General features: G+C 67.4%; 19 protein-coding genes. 10 read left to right on the forward strand and 9 right to left on the reverse strand.

Going from position 1 to position 21,619, the window contains the following annotated elements:
* Positions 1-86 precede the first annotated feature (86 nt).
* Genes codA through codB form a run of 3 tightly spaced genes read right to left on the reverse strand, consistent with a single transcriptional unit; the run spans position 87 to position 3,809 of the window.
* Positions 87-1,325, reverse strand: coding sequence for a cytosine deaminase (gene codA / locus L6D75_RS19665; protein ID WP_176511299.1), 1,239 nt, complete (start codon positions 1,323-1,325; stop codon positions 87-89).
* Between the two features lie 4 nt (positions 1,326-1,329).
* Positions 1,330-2,547 (reverse strand): PucR family transcriptional regulator, encoded by a 1,218-nt coding sequence (locus L6D75_RS19670; protein WP_176511298.1) that lies wholly within the window; start codon positions 2,545-2,547, stop codon positions 1,330-1,332.
* The gene (codB, locus tag L6D75_RS19675; RefSeq protein WP_176511297.1) at positions 2,544-3,809 is read right to left on the reverse strand and encodes a cytosine permease; all 1,266 of its coding nucleotides are present in this window, start codon (positions 3,807-3,809) and stop codon (positions 2,544-2,546) included. The genes L6D75_RS19670 and codB overlap by 4 nt, the downstream gene beginning before the upstream one ends.
* Before the next feature lie 279 nt (positions 3,810-4,088).
* Between codB and L6D75_RS19680 the strand changes: the two genes are divergently transcribed.
* The 5 genes from L6D75_RS19680 to L6D75_RS19700 all read left to right on the forward strand — a co-directional run bounded on the left by L6D75_RS19680 (position 4,089) and on the right by L6D75_RS19700 (position 8,842).
* The gene (locus tag L6D75_RS19680) at positions 4,089-4,712 is read left to right on the forward strand and encodes a glutathione S-transferase family protein (protein ID WP_176511296.1); all 624 of its coding nucleotides are present in this window, start codon (positions 4,089-4,091) and stop codon (positions 4,710-4,712) included.
* A gap of 83 nt (positions 4,713-4,795) precedes the next feature.
* Positions 4,796-5,281 carry a hypothetical protein gene (locus L6D75_RS19685; RefSeq protein WP_176511295.1) on the forward strand — a complete coding sequence of 162 codons (486 nt, stop codon included), beginning with the start codon at positions 4,796-4,798 and terminating at the stop codon, positions 5,279-5,281.
* An 88-nt stretch (positions 5,282-5,369) separates the two neighbouring features.
* Positions 5,370-6,146: a ParA family protein gene (locus tag L6D75_RS19690; protein ID WP_236193767.1), complete on the forward strand. Its 777-nt coding sequence runs from the start codon at positions 5,370-5,372 to the stop codon at positions 6,144-6,146.
* 63 nt (positions 6,147-6,209) lie between these two features.
* Entirely contained in the window at positions 6,210-6,620 is a 411-nt protein-coding gene (locus L6D75_RS19695) for a DUF2946 family protein (RefSeq protein WP_236193768.1), read from the forward strand.
* A gap of 71 nt (positions 6,621-6,691) precedes the next feature.
* On the forward strand, positions 6,692-8,842 hold the full coding sequence (locus L6D75_RS19700) for a TonB-dependent receptor (RefSeq protein ID WP_176518152.1): 2,151 nt from the start codon (positions 6,692-6,694) through the stop codon (positions 8,840-8,842).
* Between the two features lie 58 nt (positions 8,843-8,900).
* On the opposite strand, the gene L6D75_RS19705 is transcribed toward L6D75_RS19700, so the two are convergent.
* Positions 8,901-9,629 (reverse strand): class I SAM-dependent methyltransferase, encoded by a 729-nt coding sequence (locus tag L6D75_RS19705; protein WP_236193769.1) that lies wholly within the window; start codon positions 9,627-9,629, stop codon positions 8,901-8,903.
* 299 nt (positions 9,630-9,928) lie between these two features.
* Between L6D75_RS19705 and L6D75_RS19710 the strand changes: the two genes are divergently transcribed.
* The gene (locus L6D75_RS19710) at positions 9,929-11,266 is read left to right on the forward strand and encodes an MFS transporter (protein WP_176518389.1); all 1,338 of its coding nucleotides are present in this window, start codon (positions 9,929-9,931) and stop codon (positions 11,264-11,266) included.
* A 119-nt stretch (positions 11,267-11,385) separates the two neighbouring features.
* Here the strand turns inward: L6D75_RS19710 and L6D75_RS19715 are convergent, their stop codons facing one another.
* From L6D75_RS19715 to L6D75_RS19725, 3 genes are read right to left on the reverse strand one after another with little or no spacing between them, the layout of a single operon-like run.
* Complete coding sequence (locus L6D75_RS19715; RefSeq protein ID WP_176514532.1) at positions 11,386-14,517, reverse strand: CusA/CzcA family heavy metal efflux RND transporter; 3,132 nt, start codon at positions 14,515-14,517, stop codon at positions 11,386-11,388.
* A 16-nt stretch (positions 14,518-14,533) separates the two neighbouring features.
* Positions 14,534-15,715: an efflux RND transporter periplasmic adaptor subunit gene (locus tag L6D75_RS19720; RefSeq protein WP_176514535.1), complete on the reverse strand. Its 1,182-nt coding sequence runs from the start codon at positions 15,713-15,715 to the stop codon at positions 14,534-14,536.
* On the reverse strand, positions 15,708-16,961 hold the full coding sequence (locus L6D75_RS19725) for a TolC family protein (RefSeq protein WP_176514538.1): 1,254 nt from the start codon (positions 16,959-16,961) through the stop codon (positions 15,708-15,710). The genes L6D75_RS19720 and L6D75_RS19725 overlap by 8 nt, the downstream gene beginning before the upstream one ends.
* A gap of 200 nt (positions 16,962-17,161) precedes the next feature.
* On the opposite strand from L6D75_RS19725, the gene aroQ reads away from it, so the two are divergent.
* Positions 17,162-17,611, forward strand: coding sequence for a type II 3-dehydroquinate dehydratase (gene aroQ, locus L6D75_RS19730; protein ID WP_176514540.1), 450 nt, complete (start codon positions 17,162-17,164; stop codon positions 17,609-17,611).
* On the forward strand, positions 17,608-18,456 hold the full coding sequence (locus L6D75_RS19735) for a shikimate dehydrogenase (RefSeq protein ID WP_176514542.1): 849 nt from the start codon (positions 17,608-17,610) through the stop codon (positions 18,454-18,456). Before aroQ ends, L6D75_RS19735 begins: the two co-directional genes overlap by 4 nt.
* 113 nt (positions 18,457-18,569) lie before the next feature.
* Here the strand turns inward: L6D75_RS19735 and L6D75_RS19740 are convergent, their stop codons facing one another.
* A complete protein-coding gene (locus tag L6D75_RS19740; protein ID WP_176514544.1) occupies positions 18,570-19,103 on the reverse strand; it encodes a thioredoxin family protein in 534 nt (177 codons plus the stop codon).
* Positions 19,093-19,368: a DUF2790 domain-containing protein gene (locus L6D75_RS19745; RefSeq protein ID WP_176514546.1), complete on the reverse strand. Its 276-nt coding sequence runs from the start codon at positions 19,366-19,368 to the stop codon at positions 19,093-19,095. The genes L6D75_RS19740 and L6D75_RS19745 overlap by 11 nt, the downstream gene beginning before the upstream one ends.
* 218 nt (positions 19,369-19,586) lie before the next feature.
* Between L6D75_RS19745 and L6D75_RS19750 the strand changes: the two genes are divergently transcribed.
* Both L6D75_RS19750 and L6D75_RS19755 read left to right on the forward strand, forming a co-directional pair.
* A complete protein-coding gene (locus L6D75_RS19750) occupies positions 19,587-20,327 on the forward strand; it encodes a response regulator (RefSeq protein ID WP_176514548.1) in 741 nt (246 codons plus the stop codon).
* Positions 20,324-21,616, forward strand: coding sequence for a sensor histidine kinase (locus tag L6D75_RS19755; RefSeq protein WP_176514550.1), 1,293 nt, complete (start codon positions 20,324-20,326; stop codon positions 21,614-21,616). The genes L6D75_RS19750 and L6D75_RS19755 overlap by 4 nt, the downstream gene beginning before the upstream one ends.
* Positions 21,617-21,619 lie beyond the last annotated feature (3 nt).

Consider the following 21,619-nt stretch of genomic DNA (forward strand, 5'->3'; position numbering starts at 1 on the left):
GCCGGCGATCACCGGCGCAGCCGGTGCCCTGCACCGCGGTGTCTGCATCGCCGGCAAGCCGGCTCCCACAAAGCGTGGTGAACGCTTCAGGCGAAGCGTTCGATCTGCGCCGGGGTGCGCCGCATCAGCACCTTGCCGTGGCGCACCGACACCCGTGCATGCCCCTGGCTGCGGACCATCTCGTAGTCATCGGCTGCCGACAGCAACAAAAGGTTCGCCGGGCGCCCCACTTCGATGCCATAGCGCTCACCCAGGTTGAGGGTGCGGGCGCTGTTGTCGGTGATCAGGTCCAGGCAGCGCTGCAAGTCCTCGTAGCCGAGCATGTGGCAGATGTGCAGGCCGGCCTCGAGGATGCGCAGGATGTTGCCGTTGCCCAGCGGGTACCACGGGTCGACAATCGAATCCTGGCCAAAGCAGACGTTCATCCCGGCCCGGTCGATTTCCGCCACGCGGGTCAGGCCGCGGCGTTTCGGGTAGGTGTCGAAGCGCCCCTGCAGGTGGATGCTTTCGGTCGGGCACGAGACGAAGTTGATGCCCGACATCTTCAGCAAGCGGAACAGCTTGGAGCAGTAGGCATTGTCATACGAGCCCATGGCCGTGGTGTGGCTCGCCGTCACCCGCGCGCCCATGCCACGCACCCTCGCCTCTTCGGCCAGCACTTCGAGAAAACGCGACTGCGGGTCGTCGGTCTCGTCGCAATGCACATCCACCAGGCAACCGGTGCGCTCGGCCAGTTCCATCAGGAACTTCACCGACGACACGCCCTGGTCGCGGGTGTTTTCAAAGTGCGGGATGCCGCCCACCACATCGGCGCCCATGGCCACCGCCTCGGTCATCAGCGCCCGGCCGTTGGCATACGACTCGATGCCCTCCTGGGGGAAGGCGACGATCTGCAGGTCGACCAGCGCGCGCACTTCCTCGCGCACCTCGACCATGGCCTTGAGCGCGGTGAGCTTGGGGTCGGTGACGTCGACGTGGGTGCGCACATGCTGGATACCGTGGTCCACCAGCATGCCGATGGTCTTCTTGGCGCGGGTCTTGATGTCGTCGTGGGTAGTGATCGCCTTGCGCTCGGCCCAGCGCTCGATGCCTTCGAACAGGGTGCCGCTCATGTTCCAGTTCGGCTCGCCTGCGGTGAGGGTCGCGTCCAGGTGGATGTGCGGCTCGACGAAGGGCGCCACCACCAGGTTCTGCTGGGCGTCCAGGTCGTCGCCGGCGGCAGCGACTACCTCGGCCTGGGGCACGATGGCGGCGATGCGCTCGCCCTGCAGTTCGATGCGGAACAAGCCGGCCTTGCCGCGCAGGCGTGCGTTGATGATGTTCATGGAGTTACTCCTTGCCTTGGGCTTCGGTCATGCGCCATATCAGCATAGCGACCGCAGCATTCATGCGAAAAAGCGGGTCGTCCAGGGACTGCCCGCTCAGTTGTTCGATGCGTTGCATCCGTTGGTTGATGGTGTTGCGGTGCACACCCAGGCGCTGCCCGGCCTTGAGGCCGTTGCCGTTTTCCATGAGCAGGGCATCGAGGGTGTGCAACAAGGTATTGGGCTGCTTGCGCCCGGGGCTGCGCAGCGGGCCGAGGGTCTGGCTGACGAAGTCGTCGAGCAGCGAACGGTCGACCACCCCTTGCAGCAAGCGCAGCACGCCCAGCTCGCTGAAGTCGCAAAGGCCGCTGGCCGGGCGCAGGTTCTGCGCCACCTCCAGCGCCTGGCGCGCTTCGTTCAGGGCCTGGCGGTAGCGGGCACAGTCCTCGGCGGGGCTGGAAAGGCCCATGAACAGGCTCATCTCGCCCGCCAGCTCGGCCAGTTGCCGGTGCAGGCCAGCCAGGGCTGCGCGCAGGTCGGGCGCGTCGGGCAACAGCAGCACGAACAAGTCCCCGGCCAATTGCGCCGTGACCGCTTCGGGCCGGCTGCGGCACCAGGCTTCCAGCACGTCTTCCAGTGCCTGCCGGGTGCCTTGCCACAGGCGCTCGCCCTGGGCCAGGCCGTGCCGTTCGAACAGCCCGTCGACCGCCGACAGGCGCAGCGCCACCAGCCGGCGCGGGCCGTCCAGCGCCAGTTGCAGGTGCGCCGCACGCTGGCGGGCGATGGCCAGGCTGGGGTAATCGCCGGTCAGCAACTGGCCGAGGATGTCGTTGCGCGAACGCCGCTCCTGGGTCATCTGGACCAGCGCGGTACCGATCAGGTGGGTGACCACCACCATCTTCAGCGCATAGGGCTGCTCGATCAGCGGCAGGCCCAGCTGCTCGGCGCGGGCGATGACCGCAGGCGGTATGCGCTGGATGAACGAGCCACCGGTGAGGATCACCATGCCGGCGATGCCCACCGCCTCGCCATCCTCCACCAGGCTCAGCAGGTTGCCCTCGCCACGCGGGTGGTTGATGCCGGTGACGAACACCAGCTCGCCGCCCATCACCCATTCGGCGATGCCTTCGTTCTCCGCCACGTAGGGCCAGCGCACGCGCCGCTGCAGGTGGCGGGCGCCGGCGCGCACGCGCATGTCTTGCAGGCCCGGCAGGCACAGCAGTTGTTCAAGTGCCAGGCTCACTGCTCGGCCTCGGCCTGGCCCAGAACCTGGCGCCGGCCACGCAGCTCGAGCAGCAGGATGTAGCACAGCGCCGAGGCGCTGATGCCCACCAGCGGCGCGACCCACGGCGAGGCGTAGGCCAGCACCGCGCCGACGGCATAGGCGAACAGCCCGGCAACGTTGTAGCGCGGCAGGCTGACCGAGGCCAGCGCCGGGTACTTGCCACGGTGGCGGTACCAGAAGTCGGCCATGATCACCCCACCCACCGGCGGGATGATCGAGCCCAGCAGCACCAGGAACGGGATCAGCATTTCGTACATGCCACCGATCGCCAGCAGGATGCCGACACCCGCGGCCGCCAGGGTCATGCTGCGCCGGCGTTCGCTGCGCAGCAGGTGGCAGGCCGCCGCCGAGACGTTGTAGATGGTCGGCCCCTGGATGGTCCACAGGTTCAGGCAGAGCATCACCACCGCCGCGAACGACAGGCCCTGAAGCATCATCACCTCGACGATGTCGGCCTGCTGGTAGACCATCGCGCACCAGGCCCCCGCCACCACCATCAGGCCGTTGCCGAGCAGGAACGCGACGATGCTGGCGGTGACTGCCACCCGCCCGCTGCGCGACAGGCGCGTCCAGTTGGTGGCCTGGGTGGCGCCGCTGGCGAAGGTGCCGAAGACCATGGTCACTGCGGCCGAGAAGGTCAGGGTTTCATGCGGCACCAGCGCGGCGAGCTGCTGCAGGCCGCCGACATCACGGGTGGCGATCACCATGGAGATCACCAGCAGCGCGAACATCAGCGGCACCGACACCCGCGACAGCAGGTCCAGGCCCTTGAAGCCGACGATGGCGGTAATGCTGAAGCCCAGCCCGAACAGCACCATCAGCGGCACCGTGAAGCCAGGCGCCAGCCCCAGCAGCTTGACCAGCACGATGGCCACCGTGGCGGTGCCCCAGGCGTACCAGCCAAGTTCGGCGAAACCGAGCAGAAAGTCCGAAAGCCGGCTGCCCGCCTCACCGAAGCAGAAGCGGCCCATGAGCACGGTATTGAGCCCGCTGCGCGAGGCGATGAACGCCAGCGCTGCGGCATACAGCGCCAACAGGCTGTTGCCGATGACGGCGACCCAGAGCATGTCGACGAAGCCGAAGGCCATGCCCAGCTTGCCGCCGGCGAACATGGTGCCGGTGAAGAAGGTGAAGCTGAACAGCACCATGGCGATCGGCAACAGGCCCTTGCGCGCATGCTGGGGCGCTTCGCACAGGGGGAATTCGGAGGGTGAGCTCATGGTCGGGGTGCTCCGGGTAGTAGGTGCAGCGGCAAGAGCAATATGCGGGCCGCTTTTGCAGGGGCTGGAAAAGCCGAAAAAAGCAGGCGCGAGGCATAGGAAAACCGGTGCAACATGCACAGTAAAGCGCCGATCGGGCGCGATCGATGTGTGCTGCGTGACTTATTTGGAGGCAAATATGCACCAATTCGGCACAGCCCTGGGTAGTTTTCACCCAGCCCCTTGACCCAGATCATGGCCTGTCGGACGATCGGCGCTTCCCCGAGCAAGGACCACGGCATGTTACGGATACTGGGCAGAGCGTCTTCCATCAACGTGCGCAAGGTCCTCTGGGCCTGCGTCGAATTCGATATCCCGTTCCAGCGCGAAGACTGGGGCACGGGCTTCAAGCCCACCAGCAGCGCGGAATTTATCGCCCTCAACCCCAACGCCATGGTGCCGGTGATCCAGGATGGCGACTTCACTCTTTGGGAGTCCAACAGCATCATCCGCTACCTCGCCAACCGCTATGGCGATGCCGCCTGCTACCCCACCGAGGCAATCGCCCGGGCCCGCGTGGACCAGTGGATCGACTGGCAGGCCTCGGACCTGAACCGCGCCTGGAGCTATGCCTTCCAGTCGCTGGTACGCCACTCCCCGGCGCACCAGGACCCGCAGGCGCTGGCCGAGGGCTGCGCGCAGTGGGCGCACAACATGCAGATCCTCGAGCGCCAGCTCGCCGCCACCGGTGCCTACGTGGCAGGTGAGCACTTCACCCTGGCCGACATCCCCATCGGGCTGTCGGTGAACCGCTGGTTCGAGACGCCCTTCGAGCACCCGCCGCTGCCAGCGGTGAGCGCGTACTTCGAGCGCCTCACCGCACGCCGCGGCTTCGTCGCCCACGGCCGCAACGGCACGCCTTGAATCGCCCGCACGGTGCCCGGCGCAATTGCCCGGGCGCCCCGCTATAATCGCCGCTCTGAAACACCCGCCCAAGGCCCACCTCCATGCCCCGCTTGCCGAAGTTGCTGTTGCCCCTGCTGTTCGCTGCCGCGCTCTGCGCCTGCGACCAGAAGCCCACCCGTGAAGCACAGATCCTGGCCAACCTGCCCTTGCAGGAAGCCTACGAGCACAACATCGAGCGCATGGCCGCGCTGCTGCAGCGCACCCACCCGCAGCTCGACGAGCAGGCCATCGGCGCGGTGCTGCGCAAGCACCTCACGGTCGAGGACCAGCGCCAGGACCTGTTCAAGCTCTACAGCGAGCAGAACTTCAGCGACGCCGAATTCGCCAGCATCGTCGCCGCCACCCGCGACCCGGCCAAGGCCCGGGCCATGGAAGACACCGAAGCGGGCAAGCAACTGAGCGCCAAGCTCACCCGGCTGATGCGCGAGACCGCGCGCGATCCGAAGGTGCAGGCGCTGGCCGAGCAGCGCATGCAGCAGGTGGAGGACGAATTGGCCGAGCAGGAAGAAAAAGCTCTACTACGCTAGTTGTAACAAGTGTTGTCATAAAACTGTCGTCTTTCGGTCATAGGATTGACCCCAACCTGACATTTCCCCCTTCATGGATGAGCGTCTCATGCGTCGTGTGGTTTTCAATCAGAAAGGTGGCGTGGGCAAATCGAGCATTGCCTGCAACCTGGCCGCAGCCAGCGCCGCCGAGGGCTATCGCACACTGCTGGTCGACCTCGACCCGCAGGCCAACGCCACCTACTACCTCACCGGGCTGACCGACGACGCCATCCCCGCCGGCATCGCCGACTTCTTCCGCCAGACCCTCTCGCCCACGCTCGCCGCCGGCAAGAAGCACCGCGTGGCGGTCACCCAGACGCGCTACCCCAACCTGCACCTGGTCACCGCCAGCCCCGACCTCAGCGACCTGCAGAGCAAGCTGGAGAGCAAGTTCAAGATCAACAAGCTGCGCAAGCTGCTGGTGGAGCTGGGCGAAGACTACGAACGCATCTACATCGACACCCCGCCTGCACTGAACTTCTACACTTTCAGCGCCCTGGTGGCGGCCGAGCGCCTGCTGATTCCATTCGACTGCGACAGCTTCTCGCGCCAGGCGCTGTACAGCGTCATGGCCGAAGTCGAGGAACTGCGCCAGGACCACAACCCGGCGCTGCAGGTCGAAGGCGTGGTGGTCAACCAGTTCGCCGGGCGCACGGCGTTGCACCAGACCCTGGTCGATCATCTGCGCAGCGAAGGCCTGCCGGTGTTGCCGGTGTACCTGAGCAGCTCGATCAAGATGCGTGAATCGCACCAGGTCTCGGTGCCGCTGGTGCACCTGGCGCCGCGGCACAGGCTGGCGCAGGAGTTCGTCGAGCTGCTCGATGCCCTGGAGCGGGCCGCCTAGCTGCGACAACCTGCCGCGCCCAAGGGCTACCCGACCGTTCGTCCGGGTGGTAGATTCGCCGCCATGAAAACCACCCGGCAGACCCGCACGCTGACCGCCTGGACGCTCTATGCCAGCGTCCTGTTCAGCCTATTGCTGTGCGGCCTGCACCATGGCCAGATGGGCGGCCTGCGCCTGGCCGGCCTGGAAGGCGGGTTCTGCTCGATCAACAGCGAGCACGGCGTGGCCATCGACCTCGATGGCGCCGGCGGCGACCAGCACATGGCCCAGCTCGACTGCCCGGTGTGTTCCTCGTTCGGCATGGCCGTGCCGCTGAGCAGCGCCGGCTGGTCGTTCGCCCCGGCCCACAGCGCCGCCAGCTCGCCGATCGTGGTGCGCAGCTGGGCGCAGCCGCCGCCACGCTACCAACGCCCTGCCCTCAACCCCCGCGCCTCCCCCGCCGTCTTCCCCGCTGCAGCCTTGCATTTCGCCTGACCACTGATAAGCCGGGCGCGCCTGCGCGCGTGCGTGGTCAGCCATGACCCTTGCGTGGAAGACATAAAAACATGTTTCGCAATACCTCCCTGGTGCTCCTCATGGGCACCTGCACCTTTGCCTGGGCGGACGATGCCGCCGTTGAACTGAGCGCCACCACCATCGACGGCGAGCGCGAAGCGCCCTCCGGCGTGCAGCTGGATGAACCCATCCGCACCGGCTCCCGGTTGGGCCTGACCGCCCGCGAAACGCCCGCCTCGGTGAGCGTGTCGGACCGGCGCGTGATCGAAGAGCGCGGCGCCAAGGACAGCCAGGACGTGATCAACGCCATGACCGGCGTCAACGCCTCGGCCAACCCAGGCTACGGCGGCTTCGTCAGCTACCGCGGCTTCACCCAGAACCAGGTCACCCAGCTCTACAACGGCATCAACCTGGGCTACAGCAGCGCCACGCGGCCGGTGGATGCCTGGGTGCTGGACCGCGTCGAACTGCTCGGCGGGCCGTCGTCGTTCCTGCATGGCGCAGGCTCGGTCGGCGGCTCGATCAACTACATCACCAAGCTCGCCAGCCGCGACCAGCAGATCATCGACGGGCGAGTGCGCTATGGCAGCTTCGACGATTCGGAAGTGGCCTTCGGCATCAACCAGGCCCTGGCCAGCAACCCCGCCGACGCCCGCCACTTCATGCGCCTGGACTACAGCCATGGCAGCGGCAACGGCTACATCGACCGCAACGAGCGGCAAACCGACAGCCTGGCGTTTTCGCTGCTCAGTGACCTCACCCCCAACCTCACCCACACCCTGGCGCTGGAGTACCAGGAAGACCGCGAGGACAGCCCGTACTGGGGCTCGCCGATCCTGCCCGGGCGCAGCACCATGAAGATCGACAACAGCCGCCGCTTCGAAAACTACAACGTCGCGGACGGCCGTTACGAGCAACGGGTGCGCTGGCTGCGCTCGATCCTCGACTACCAGCTCAGCGACAGCACCAGCGTGCAGAACACGCTGTACCACTACAACGCCCAGCGCGACTACCGCAACCTGGAGCGCTACAGCTACACCCCGAACGGCGATGTGCAGCGCGCCAGCCCCTACCTGCAACGCCACGACCAGAACGTGCTGGGCGACCGCATCGAACTGCGCCATGACAACCACCTGTTCGGCCTGGCCAGCCAGTGGTCGCTGGGCCTGGACTATTCGCGCATGCGCCAGACCCTGTACCCGACCTCGGGCAGCTACACCGACGTGGTCGACCCCGAGCACTTCGACCCGGGCAGCTTCGACGACATCCCCGGGGTCAATGCCGGCCTGACCAAGCAGCGCCGCCACGAGCTGACCAACCGCGCCGTGTTCGCCGAAAACCGCCTGCAACTGACCGAGCGCCTGGCCCTGCTGACCGCCCTGCGCTACGACTACCTGGACATGCAGGTGACCAACTACGGCGCCGTCACCCCCACCTCGCCGGCCTACTTCGAGCGGCGCTGGGAGCCGCTGTCCGGGCGCATCGGCCTGACCTACGCGCTCACCCCGTCGGCCAGCGTCTATGCCCAGTACAGCACCGCCGCCGACCTGCCGGCCGGCTCGCTCGCTGCAGCCACCTATTCCAATGTCGGCCTGTACGACCTGTCCAAGGGCGAGCAGTGGGAAGTGGGCAGCAAGTTCGATTTCCTCGACGGGCGCGGCGCGGCGACGGTGGCGCTGTACCAGATCGTGCGCAAGGACTTTGCCGTGCGCGATTCGGTCGACCCCAACCTCACGGTCCAGGCCGGCCAGCAGACCTCCCGCGGCATCGAGCTGGCCGGGCGCCTGCAGGTGACGGCCAAGCTGCTGGCCGAGGCCAACTATGCGTATGTGGACGCCAAGTACGACACCTTCAACGAGGCCGTCAACGGCGTGTCGGTGTCGCGCGAGGGCAACAACCCGGTCAACGTGCCAGCCAACGTCGCCAACCTGTGGCTGACCTACAGCTTCAACCCCGCCTGGTCGGTGGGCATGGATGGGCGCTACGTCGGTTCGGTGTATGCCGACAACGCCAATACCCTCAAGGCCCCGGCCTATACCCTGTTCGGCGCCTTCGCCCGCTACCGGCTGGACGAGCACACCACGCTCACCGGGCGGGTGCGCAACCTGACCGACGAGGTGTATGCCAAGCAGGCCTACGGGCAGCAGTACTACATGGGCGCACCGAGGACCTTCGAGGTGGCGCTGGACATGCGTTTCTGACGCGTAGATGAACACCGGCCTCGCCGCCCGCCCGGCAGCGAGGCCGGCCTGCTCGGTTTCAGCGCTGGGCGGCCACCAGCAACATCATCGGCCGCTCGCGCTCCTCGGCCAGTGATGGCATCGCGGCCACCTGCTCGGCGCTGGGCGCGAATTCCTCGACCCGGTTTATCCGCAACCCGGCGTCGATCAGCGTATTGAGGGTGCTGGCCAGGGTGCGGTGGTACTTCAGCACGCCCTTGGCAAACCAATCGGTGCGCCGTTCGCCCTCGTTCGCGTAGCCATTGACCGGCCAGGTCGGGCGGCCGTCCGCGTCCTTGAACCACTGCGGGTGGGCGGCGGCCATGTAGATCGGGTGCTCGACGGTGAACACCAGGTGCCCGCCCGGGGCCAGGGCCTGGGCGAGGGTGCGCACCAGGCGGGCGAAGTCCTGGACGTAGTGGAAGGTCAGTGCGCTGTAGGCCAGGTCGAAGGCGGCTGGCGGCAGCTGCAGTTGGTCGAGGTCGGCGCTGCGGTATTCGATGGCTGGGTCATGGGTGTCGCGGCGGGCGCGCTCGAGCATTTTCTGCGACAGGTCCAGGCCCAGCACCGAGGCGGCGCCTTGTTCGCGCATCCAGCGCGAGGCCCAGCCGAAACCGCAGCCAAGGTCGACCACGCGCTTGCCGCGAAGGCTGGGCAGCATGGCGCGAATCGCCGGCCATTCCGGCGCGCCGTCCAGGCCCAGCTGCTGGCGCGGCAGCTGGCTGTAGCCGGCGAAGAAGTCGGGGTTGTCGTAGATGTTCTGGGCCATGGTCGGCTCCTCGTTGTAACTGCAGCCACAGACTCTAGCGCATGGGTTGGCGCCTGCGCAGGCCCTATCGCCGGCAAGCCGGCTCCCACAGGGACATCATAGTTTTCAAGGCCTGTGCTGTGCCTGTGGGAGCCGGCTTGCCGGCGATAGGGCCAGCCCGGCCAGAACAGATATCCCGATGTCGCCCATGAAGAAGCACCACCCCGCACACCCCGGTCTACTGCCGGTACAACATCGATGACGCGGCCTCGACCGCCTCACGTTCCTTCAGGCTGCCTATGGAACCGGAGCACCTGCACATGTGCGCATCTCATGAGGTATCCCCCGCCACCCTTCGCCGGGTCATCGCCGCCTCGGCCATCGGCAATTTCGTCGAATGGTTCGACTTCGCGGTCTACGGCTTTCTCGCCACCCTGATCGCCAGCCAGTTCTTCGCCAGCGGCGATGCCAGCGTGGCGTTGCTCAAGACCTTTGCCGTGTTCGCCGTGGCCTTCGCCTTGCGGCCACTGGGCGGCATCGTCTTCGGTGCCCTGGGCGACCGGCTGGGGCGCAAGCGCATCCTGTCGCTGACCATCCTGCTGATGGCCGGCTCCACCACCCTGATCGGCCTACTGCCGACCTACGCCAGCATCGGCCTCGCCGCGCCGGCGCTGCTGACCCTGGCGCGCTGCCTGCAGGGCTTTTCCGCCGGCGGCGAGTACGCCGGGGCCTGCGCGTACCTGATGGAGCACGCACCGCGCAACCGACGGGCGTTCTATGGCAGTTTCGTGCCGGTGTCGACCTTTTCCGCATTCGCCTGCGCGGCGGTGATCGCCTATGGCCTGGAAGCCAGCCTGTCGGCCGAAGCGATGAGCAGCTGGGGCTGGCGCGTGCCGTTTCTGGTGGCCGCGCCACTGGGGCTGGTGGGGTTGTACCTGCGCTGGCGCATGGAAGAAACCCCGGCCTTCCGCCAGGCGCTGGCCGAGGGCAAGGCCCATGAACACTCGCCGCTCAAGGAAACCTTGCGCAGCCATGGCCGGGCCATTCGCAACCTGGGGGCGTTCATTTCGCTGACCGCGCTGTCGTTCTACATGTTCACCACCTACTTCGCCACTTACCTGCAACTGGTCGGCAACCTCACCCGCGCCCAGTCGCTGCTGGTAACCACGGTGGCGTTGCTGTTCGCGGCGGCAGGCTGCCCGCTGGCCGGGGCGTTCTCGGACCGCGTGGGGCGGCGCAAGACCATCGGCTTCACCTGCCTGTGGGTGATGCTGTGCGTGTTTCCGGCGTACTGGCTGGCCAGTTCCGGGTCGATGTCGGGGGCGCTGCTGGGGGTGATTCTGCTGGCGGTGGGGGCGCTGTGCAGTGGCGTGGTCACGGCGGCGCTGCTGTCGGAGAGTTTCCCGACCCGTACCCGCTATACCGCCTCGGCGATCACCTACAACGTGGCTTACACCTTGTTTGGCGGCACCGCGCCGCTGGTGGCGACCTGGCTGATCGGGCAGACCGGCAGCAGCCTGGCGCCGGCGTTCTACCTGGTGGTGATTGCCTTGGTGGCGCTGGTGGGGGGGTTGGCGTTGCCGGAGACTTCGCGGATCTCGCTGCATGATGAGCCGGGGGTTGAGGGGCAGCGGCTAAGTGTTCGTAGCGCGGGGTGAAAGTGGGGCTGCTTTGCAGCCCAATCGCCGGCAAGCCGGCTCCCAGAGGGAAGGTGGTGTGCTCAGGCCCTGGTGGGAGCCGGCTTGCCGGCGATTGGGCCGCGCAGCGGCCCCCAGCCTCACTCCTCCTCGCGCCTGTACGCCCACTGGTACAACGCCGGCAACACCAGCAAGGTCAGCGCCGTCGACGACAGGATCCCGCCAATCACCACGGTCGCCAACGGCCGCTGCACCTCGGCCCCGGTCCCGGTCGCCAGGGCCATCGGAATGAACCCAAGCGAGGCCACCAACGCCGTCATCAGCACCGGCCGCAAGCGCGTCAGCGCCCCTTCCTCGACCGCCACCCGCAGGCTGCGGCCTTCCTCGCGCAGGCTGCGAATGAAGGCGATCATCACCAGGCCATTGAGCACCGCCACCCCGGACAAGGCGATGAAGCCGACCCCCGCGGAAATCGACAGCGGGATATCACGCAGCCACAGCGCCAGCACCCCGCCGGTCAAGGCGAAGGGAATGCCGGTGAACACCAAAAGGCCATCCTTGAGGTTGTTGAACATCATCAGCAGCAAGGCCATGACCAGCAGCAACGCCACCGGCACCACCACCTGCAGGCGCTCGGCCGCCGACTGCAGCTGCTCGAACTGGCCACCCCAGCGGGTCCAGTAGCCAGGCGGGATCGCCACCTGCTCGCGCAGGGTCTGCTCGGCCTGCTCGACGAACGAGCCCAGGTCACGCCCACGCACGTTGGCACTGACCACCACCACCCGCTTGCCATCCTCGCGGCTGACCTGGTTGGGCCCCAGTTGCAGGTTCAAGCTGGCCACCTGCGACAGCGGGATGAAACCGATCTGCCCGGCCGATGCGCTCGCCGGCACGGGAATCAGCAGGCTGGACAAGCCCTCGACATCGGTGCGCAGGGCTTCGGGCAGGCGCACCACCATGTCGAAGCGGCGGTCGCCCTGGTACAGCGTGCCGGCCGTGCGGCCACCCACGGCAATGGCGATGGCGTCCTGCACGTCGCCCACGTTCAGGCCGTAGCGGGCGGCCTTGTCGCGGTCGATGTCGATGGTCAGCACCGGCAGGCCGGTGGTCTGCTCGACCTTCACCTCCGAGGCGCCCGGCACTTGCTGCAGGCTGCCGGCAATTTCAGCGGCGGTGCGGTTGAGCACGTCCATGTCGTCGCCGAACAGCTTTACCGCCACGTCGCTGCGCACCCCGGAAATCAGCTCGTTGAAGCGCAGCTGGATCGGTTGCGACAATTCGTGGTTGCTACCCGGCACGCTGGCGGCGGCGCGCTGCACTTCGCCAATCAGCGCGTCGCGCGATTTGCCTGGGTCTGGCCACTGCTCCTGGGGCCGCAGCATCACATAGGCGTCGGAAATGTTCGGCGGCATCGGGTCGGAGGCGATTTCCGCCGTGCCGGTGCGGGCGAACACCCGCTGCACTTCCGGCACCTGGCTGATGATCGCCTGCTCCAGGCGCTGCTGCATGTCCACCGACTGCGACAGGCTGGTGCCCGGCACCCGCAGCGCCTGCAGGGCAAAGTCGCCCTCGCTGAGGCTGGGGATGAACTCGCTGCCCATGCGGCTGGCCATCACCCCAGACAACAGCACCAGCGCAGCCGCCCCAGCGAAGGCCAGCTTGCGCCGCCCCAGCACCCAGGCCAGCACCGGTGCATAACGCTGGCGCGCGGTGCGCATCACCACGCCTTCCTCTTCCTTGACCTTGCCGGTGACGAACAGCGCGATGGCGGCCGGCACGAAGGTCACCGAGAGGATCATGGCGCCGAGCAAGGCCAGCACCACGGTGAAGGCCATGGGGTGGAACATCTTGCCCTCGACCCCGGTCAGGGCAAAGATCGGCAGGTACACCACCATGATGATCAGCTGGCCGTAGATCAGCGGCCGGCGCGCCTCGCGGGCGGCGGCGAACACCTCGTGGAAGCGCTCGCTGCGCGTCAGCATGCGGCCATGGCGCTGCTGGGCATGGGCCAGGCGGCGGATGGCGTTCTCGACGATCACCACCGCGCCGTCGACGATGATGCCGAAGTCCAGGGCGCCGAGGCTCATCAGGTTAGCGCTGACCTTGTTGCTGAACATGCCGGTGAAGGTGAACAGCATCGACAGCGGAATGACCATCGCGGTAATCAGCGCCGCACGGATATTGCCCAGGAACAGGAACAGCACGGCGATCACCAGGATCGCGCCCTCGACCAGGTTCTTCTTCACCGTGGCGATGGCTTTTTCGACCAGGTGCGTGCGGTCGTACACGGTCACCGCCACCACCCCTTTGGGCAGGTTGCGGTTGATGTCCTCAAGCTTGGCCGCCACGGCCTGGGATACCGTGCGGCTGTTCTCGCCGATCAGCATGAACACCGTGCCCAGCACCACCTCGCGGCCATTTTCGGTGGCGGCGCCGGAGCGCAGCTCCTGGCCCAGGCCGACCTCGGCGACATGGCTGACGCGAATGGGCGTGCCATCGGCGGTGGAGATGACGATGTTGGCGATGTCCTCGGGCGTGGCCACCTGCCCCGGCGCGCGAATCAGCAACTGCTCGCCGTTGCGCTCGATGTAGCCGGCGCCGACGTTGGCGTTGTTGCGCTCCAGGGCACCGATCAGGTCGTTGAGGGTGAGCTTGTAGGCCGCCAGGCGCTTGGGCTCCGGCGCAATCAGGTACTGCTTGGCGTGGCCGCCGATGCTGTTGACCTCGGCCACCCCGGGCACGTTGCGCAACTGCGGCTTGATGATCCAGTCCTGGATCTCGCGCAGGTCGGTGGGGGTGTACGGCGTGCCGTCGTCCTTGAGCGCGCCCTCCTCGGCCTCCACCGTCCACAGGAAGATTTCACCCAGCCCGGTGGAGATCGGCCCCATGCCCGCCTCGATGCCTTCGGGCAACTGCTCGCGGGCGACCTGCAGGCGCTCGTTGACCAGTTGCCGGGCGAAGAACAGGTCGGTGCCGTCGGCGAAGATCACCGTTACCTGGGACAAACCGGAGCGCGACAGCGAACGGGTCTGCTTGAGCCCCGGCAGGCCGGCCATGGCGGTTTCGATGGCGTAGGTGATGCGCTGCTCGGTTTCCAGCGGCGAGTAGCCCGGCGCTGCAGTGTTGATCTGCACCTGCACGTTGGTGATATCGGGCACCGCGTCGATGGGCAGCTTCTGGTAGCTGTGGATGCCCACGGCGGCCATCAGCAGCACGGCGAGCATCACCACCAGGCGCTGCTCGATGGCGAATTGGATCAGGCGTTCGAACATGCAAGCGTCCCCGCGATCAATGGCTGTGCTCGGCGGAGCCTTTGCCAAGCTCCGATTTGAGGACGAAGCTGCCAGCGGCAGCCACCTGGGTGCCGGCGCTCAGGCCTGCGGTGATTTCCACCTGGCCCGCATCGCGCCGGCCGGTCTGCACCGGCAGTGCCTCGAAGCCCTCTTCGGTGCGGGCGAACACCACGGTCTGCTCTTCCCAGTTCTGCAGCGCGCTTTGCGGCACCACCACGGCGGCCTCGACCCGCTCGGTGCTGACCGCGATGGTCACGAACAATCCGGGGCGCCAGGCGCCGTCCGGGTTGGCCAAGGTGGCGCGGGCGGTAGCGGCGCGGTTCTGCTCGCCGAGCAGGCTGCCGACGTAGTTGATCTGGCCCTCGACCTGGGCGCCCAGGTCCGGCGCACTGACGCTGACGCTGCGCCCGGTGGTGACCTTGGCCAGGTCGCGCGGGGCGACGGCGAAGGTGGCCCAGACCCGGCTCAAGTCAGACAGGGTGAACGCGTTGCTGGTCTCATCGACCACCTCGCCCACGGTCAGGTGCTTTTCCACCACCACCGCATCGAACGGCGCGCGCAATTCGTAACGGTTGCCGGCACCGGCCGGGCCCACGGCGGCGACTTTCTGCCGGGCGTTGGCCATGGCGATCTCGGCCTCCTGCAGGGCCTGGCGGGCTTGCAGGTAGTCCTGTTCGGCACTGATGCGCTCCTGCCACAGCTGCTGCTCGCGCTGGAACGTCAGGCGCGCCAGCTCCAGGCGGCGCTGGGCCGCCAGCAGCTCGCTGCGCAGGTCGGAAATCTGCTGGCTGGCGATCACCGCCAACACCTGGCCGCGCTTGACCGCCTGGCCCAGGTTGGCCTGCACCGCCTCCACCACCCCGGGCACCCGTGGCACCACGTGGGCGGTGTGGTCTTCGTCGAAACGGATCTCGCCGGGGAAACTGATGGCACTGCTCATCGGCGCCGGGGCGGCGGCCACCAGCTGGATGCCGGCCGCCTCGATCTGCGCGGCGGACAGGTGCACCTTGCCCTCCTCGTCCTCGTGCGCCTCGGCGCTGGCCTGGCCATGCCCATGGCCGTCTTCGGCGTGCTCATCGTGCTTGGCCTGGCCCAGGTTGCCGGTCCAGGCCAGGCCGCCGAAGCCGAGCACGGCAACGGCAGCCGCCAGGAGGGCGAGCTTGCGGGGGTTATTCATGGTTGCTCCTGCTGATCGTTGGAGTGCTCAAGCTGGCGACATCGCCATAGATGCGCTCGACCTGCGCCCGGGCATCGGTGGCCGCGGCCAGCGCGTCCAGGTACAGGGCGCGTGCATCGATCAGCGTGCGCTGGGCATCGAGCACGTCGAGGAAGGCGAACTTGCCCATTTCGAAACCGCGGGTGGCGGTGTCCACCGCCTGCTGCGCCGACGGCAGGATGGTGCGGTCGTAGGCCTCTACGTCCTGCAGCGCCGTGCGCCACTGGCTGACGGCGCTGCGGGTTTCACTGCGCAGGCGCAGCTCCACCGCATTGCGCAGGTCGCGCGCCTGGTCGGCGCGGCGCGCGGCGGCCAGCACGTTGCCCTGGTTGCGGTCGAACAGCGGCAGGGGCATGGACAAGCCGACCACGTTGACCCGCTCGCGGTCTTCGCGGCTGTACTGGCTGCCCAGGCTGACGGTCAGGTTGGGGATGCGCTGGGCCTTTTCCGAGCCGAGCGAGGCGTCGCCACGTTCGATCTGGGCGGCCGCCAGGCGCCATTCGGCGGTCTGCTCGAGGTGTGCGAGCAAGGCTTCGGCGCTGGGGGCGGTGCCGGGCGACAGCTCGGCGGCCTGCACGTGCCCGAAGCTGGCCTGGGGGCTGCCGGTCAACCGCGCCAGGGCCTGGAAGGCCACCGTGCGCTGGCTTTCGGCACGGCGCAGCTCGGCGTGCGCCTGGGCCAGCTGCACCTGGGCTCGGGTGGCCTCCACGGGCGAGGCCTGGCCGGCGCTCACGCGCCCCTGGGCGACCTTCAGGCCACGCTCGGTCAGGGCCTGGGACTGTTGCGCCAGGTCCACGGCGGTTTGTGCGCGCAGGGCGGCGTGGAAGGCCTGGACCACATCGGCGCGCAAGCCATTGCGCTGGCGTTGCAGGTCGAGCTCGGCGATGGCCTGGCCGCTGCTGGCCACGGCAATGCGCGCGCCACGTTTGCCTCCGAGCTCCAGCGCCTGGCTGAGGGTGACCGTGGTGGTGCTGGTGTCGCGGCGGGTGTCCTCGACCTCCCAGGACAGCTCCGGGTTGGGGACCAGCCCGGCCTGGCGCCGTTCGCCCTCGGCGATGCCGCGCTCGCGGCCGGCGGCGGCCAGCTCGGGGTTGTTGGCGAACGCGGCGGCGAGCGCGTCGGGCAGGCTCAAGCCCTGCCCGGCCTGGGCGCTGGCGGTGGCCGCGAGCAACAGGCAGAGCACGGCGATCTTGCGGGGGATGGGCACGTCAGGAGTCCTCGTCGGCAAGCGGTGCCGGGGACTGTAGGGAGGCGTGGTTATCGGGGCGGTGGCGGGGAAATTACAATTTTGTCATCCGCCAGGGCGGCGGGCCGATAATCGCCCACTTCCCCTTTGGCCTCAATTGACGAAACTAACCGGGTGGTACAAAGATAGGTGCATCCAAAAACAACAAAGCGATGTGCGCCATGAAGCCCCTCATTCTTGTGCTAAACGGCCCCAACCTGAACCTCTTGGGCAGCCGCGAACCGACCCAGTACGGCCATGAAACCCTCGCCGACCTTGCCCAGGGCTGCGCCGACACGGCCCAGGCGCAGGGCCTGCAGATCGAGTTTCGCCAGACCAACCACGAAGGCGAGCTGATCGACTGGATCCACGCCGCGCGCGGGCGCTGCGCCGGCATCCTGATCAACCCCGGCGCCTGGACCCACACCTCGGTGGCCATCCGCGATGCGCTGGTGGCCTGTGAACTGCCGGTCATCGAAGTGCACCTGTCCAACGTGCACAAGCGCGAACCCTTCCGCCACCTGTCGTTCGTCTCGTCGATCGCCGTGGGTGTGATCTGCGGCCTCGGCAGCCAGGGCTACCGCATGGCCCTGAGCCACTTCGCCGAGCTGCTGGGCGAGCGTGCCGCATGAGCCAGCCCGCCATCCTTGCCGGGCTGATCGGCCGCGGCATCCAGTTGTCGCGCACCCCTGCCCTGCATGAGCACGAGGGCGATGCCCAGGCCCTGCGCTACCTGTACCGGCTGATCGATGCCGACCAGCTGCAGCTCGACGACAGTGCCCTGGCGCAGCTGCTCGACGCCGCGCAGCGCACCGGCTTCACCGGGCTGAACATTACCTACCCGTTCAAGCAGGCGATCGTGCCGCTGCTCGATGAGCTGTCGGACGAAGCGCGCGGGATCGGCGCGGTGAATACCGTGGTGCTCAAGGATGGCAAGCGCGTCGGCCACAACACCGATTGCCTGGGCTTTGCCGAAGGCCTGCGCCGCGGCCTGCCGGATGCGCCGCGCCGCCAGGTGGTGCAGCTGGGCGCGGGCGGAGCGGGTTCGGCGGTGGCCCATGCGCTGCTTGGCGAAGGGGTCGAGCGGCTGCTGCTGTTCGAGGTGGACACAGCGCGGGCGCAGGCGCTGGTGGACAACCTCAACCAGCGCTTCGGCGTGGGCCGGGCGGTGCTGGGCAGCGACCTGGAGGCAGAGCTGGCGGTGGCGGATGGGCTGGTGAACACCACCCCGGTGGGCATGGCCAAGGTGCCAGGTACGCCGCTGCCGGTCGAGTGGCTGCATGAGCGGCTGTGGGTGGCGGAGATCATCTACTTCCCGCTGCAGACCGAATTGCTGCGGGCGGCGCGGGCGTTGGGGTGCCGGACCCTGGATGGCAGCCATATGGCGGTGTTCCAGGCGGTGAAGGCGTTCGAGCTGTTCAGTGGGCAGCAGGCGGATGCGCGGCGGATGCAGGCGCATTTTGCCAGTTTCACTTGAATATGCAGCGGGCCGATCGCCGGCAAGCCGGCTCCCACAGGTACTCCACAATATTCAGGCTTGTGGGGTACCTGTGGGAGCCGGCTTGCCGGCGATAGGGCCAGTACAGGCAATCATCCCTTCTCATCCAGCAAAGCCTGAATCACCTTCTCCTGCCCGCCATAATCCCCTTCACCAAAGTGCACATGCCGCACCTGCCCCTGGCGATCGACAAAATAATGCGCCGGCCAGAACTGGTTACCCCAGGCATTCCACACCTGATAGTCGTTGTCCACCGCCACCGGGTAGCCGATGCCCAGGCTTGCCACCTTGCGCTTGAGCTGCCCGACATCGTGCTCGTAGTCGTACTCCGGGGTGTGCACGCCCACCACCACCAGCCCCTGGTCGCCGTAGCGCCGGGCCCAGTCGTTCACATGCGGCAGGCTGCGCTGGCAGTTGATGCAGTCCCAGGTCCAGAAATCCACCAGCACCACCTTGCCCTTGAGCGCGGGGGCGTCCAGCGGGGGCGAGTTCAGCCACTGGCTGGCGCCGGCCAGCGACGGCATGGGGCCGTAGTCGTCGCGGGCCAGCAACTGGCCGGCCAGGCCAAGGCCCACCAGCGCCAGGGCCACGCCGCCGGCCTTCAACAGCCGCCGATCAATTGTCATGGCAACCGGCCGTGGCGTAGCTGCGGTACTCCAGGCTTTCGTGCTGGCCTTTGGAATCGAGGTAGTTCATGCGCGTGTTGACCGGGCCGCAGGCGTTGCTCTGATCGTCCTTGACCGACAGCACTTTCTTGATATCCAGGTGCTCACCGTAGTGGTACTGCATGGCGCCGTCCGTGTTCATCGGCTGGCTGGCGGCCTGGGCGCCAAGGGCGGCGAAGGCGAGCACGGCAAACAGGCTGGCACCGGCAAAGGTTTTCACGTTCATGGCATTTCTCCTGGGCATCTTCTTCGGGTGGGGGATGTCGTTCCCCGTCGAGAGTCATTTCACCGCTGCCAGGTATCGCCCATGTGTCGTGGATGCCGGCCTAGTGCTTCCTGCTGTATCTCTACCAAGGCCAGATACACTGCAATACAAACCCCGGCAGGCAAGCGTGAACACGCTCGGTACACTGCGCCCCATTGCCCTTGCACAGGACCCTTGCGATGGAACATGTCGATCACATCCTGATCGTCGACGACGACCGCGAAATCCGCGAACTGGTCGGCAACTACCTGAAGAAGAACGGCCTGCGCACCAGCATCGTCGCCGATGGCCGGCAGATGCGCGCGTTCCTCGAGGCCAACAGCGTCGACCTGGTGGTGCTCGACATCATGATGCCCGGCGACGACGGCCTGCTGCTGTGCCGCGAGCTGCGTGCCGGCAAGCACCGCAACACGCCGGTGCTGATGCTGACTGCGCGCAACGACGAGACCGACCGCATCATCGGCCTGGAAATGGGCGCCGACGACTACCTGACCAAACCCTTCTCCGCCCGCGAGCTGCTGGCGCGCATCAACGCCGTGCTGCGCCGCACGCGCATGCTGCCGCCCAACCTGACCATCAGCGAAAGCAGCCGCCTCTTGGCCTTCGGCCAATGGCGCCTGGACACCACCGCCCGCCACCTGCTCGACAGCGAAGGGACCCTGGTGGCCCTGAGCGGCGCCGAGTACCGCCTGCTACGGGTGTTTCTCGACCACCCGCAGCGGGTGCTCAGCCGCGAGCAACTGCTGAACCTGACCCAGGGCCGCGAGGCGGACATCTTCGACCGCTCCATCGACCTGTTGGTCAGCCGCCTGCGCCAGCGCCTGGGCGACGACGCCCGCGAACCGAGCTGCATCAAGACCGTGCGCAGCGAAGGCTACGTGTTCTCGCTGGCGGTGCAGTTGCTCGAGTCGCCGTCATGAAATGGCCCCGCACCCTGGCCTCGCGCCTGGCGCTGATCTTCATCACCGGGCTGGTGCTGGCCTATGGGCTGTCGTTCAGCCTGCAGGCCTACGAGCGCTACATCAGCAGCCAGTCGATGATGCTCAGCCACCTGGAGCAGGATGTGACCACCTCGCTGGCCATCTTCGAACGCCTGCCCGCCGCCGAACGCCCCGCCTGGCTGTCGCGCCTGGAGCGCCACAGCTACCGCTACCGCCTGGACGGCGGCCTGCCAGGCCAGCCGATGCCGAGCAGCGACCCGCCGGAGGCGGCAGAATCGATCGCCAAGGCCCTGGGCGGCCAGTATGCCCTGACGTTCCAGGACATCCCGGGCCCCGCCGCGCATTTCCAGGTGCACCTGCGCCTTCACGATGGCGCGCCGCTGACCATCGATGTAACGCCAACGCCGGTGCCGGTGGCGCGCTGGCTGCCGCTGGTGCTGCTGATCCAGCTGGCCGTGCTGCTGTTCTGCACCTGGCTGGCGGTGCGCCTGGCCACCGGCCCGCTGACCCGCCTGGTGCAGGCGCTGGACACCCTCGACCCGGACAAGCCCAGCGCCCGCCTGGATGAAAGCGGCCCGCGCGAGGTGAAATATGCTGCGGTTGCCTTCAATGCCCTGCAGGCGCGCATCGCCGCCTACCTCAAGGAGCGCATGCAGCTGCTGGCCGCCATTTCCCACGACCTGCAAACCCCGATCACCCGCATGAAGCTGCGCGTCGAGGTGATGGATGAAGGGGTCGAGAAAGAAAAGCTGTGGCATGACCTGGATGCCATGGAGCACCTGGTGCGCGAGGGCGTGGCCTACGCCCGCAGCATGGACATCAACACCGAACCTGCCTGCCGCATCAACCTCGACGCCTTCCTCGACAGCCTGGTGTTCGACTACCAGGACAGCGGCGCCCAGGTCGAGCGCCATGGCAGCACCGGCAGCCTGCTGGAAACCCGCCCGCACGCCCTGCGCCGGGTGTTGGTCAACCTGGTGGACAATGCCTTGAAGTTCGCCGGCAAGGCGCAACTGGAAGTGAGCCGTGAACACGGCTGCACGGTGATCCGGGTGCTCGACGACGGCCCGGGGATACCCGGCGACGAGCTCGATGAAGTGCTCAAGCCCTTCTACCGCGTGGAAAGCTCACGCAACCGCAGCACCGGGGGCACCGGGCTGGGGTTGGCGATTGCGCAGCAGCTCACCCAGGCCATGGGTGGCCGCCTGACCTTGAGCAATCGCCCGCATGGCGGGCTGTGTGCACAGGTCGAGCTGGCGGCGCGTTAGGGG

It is taken from the genome of Pseudomonas faucium (assembly GCF_021602585.1).
Taxonomy (GTDB): Bacteria; Pseudomonadota; Gammaproteobacteria; order Pseudomonadales; family Pseudomonadaceae; genus Aquipseudomonas; species Aquipseudomonas faucium.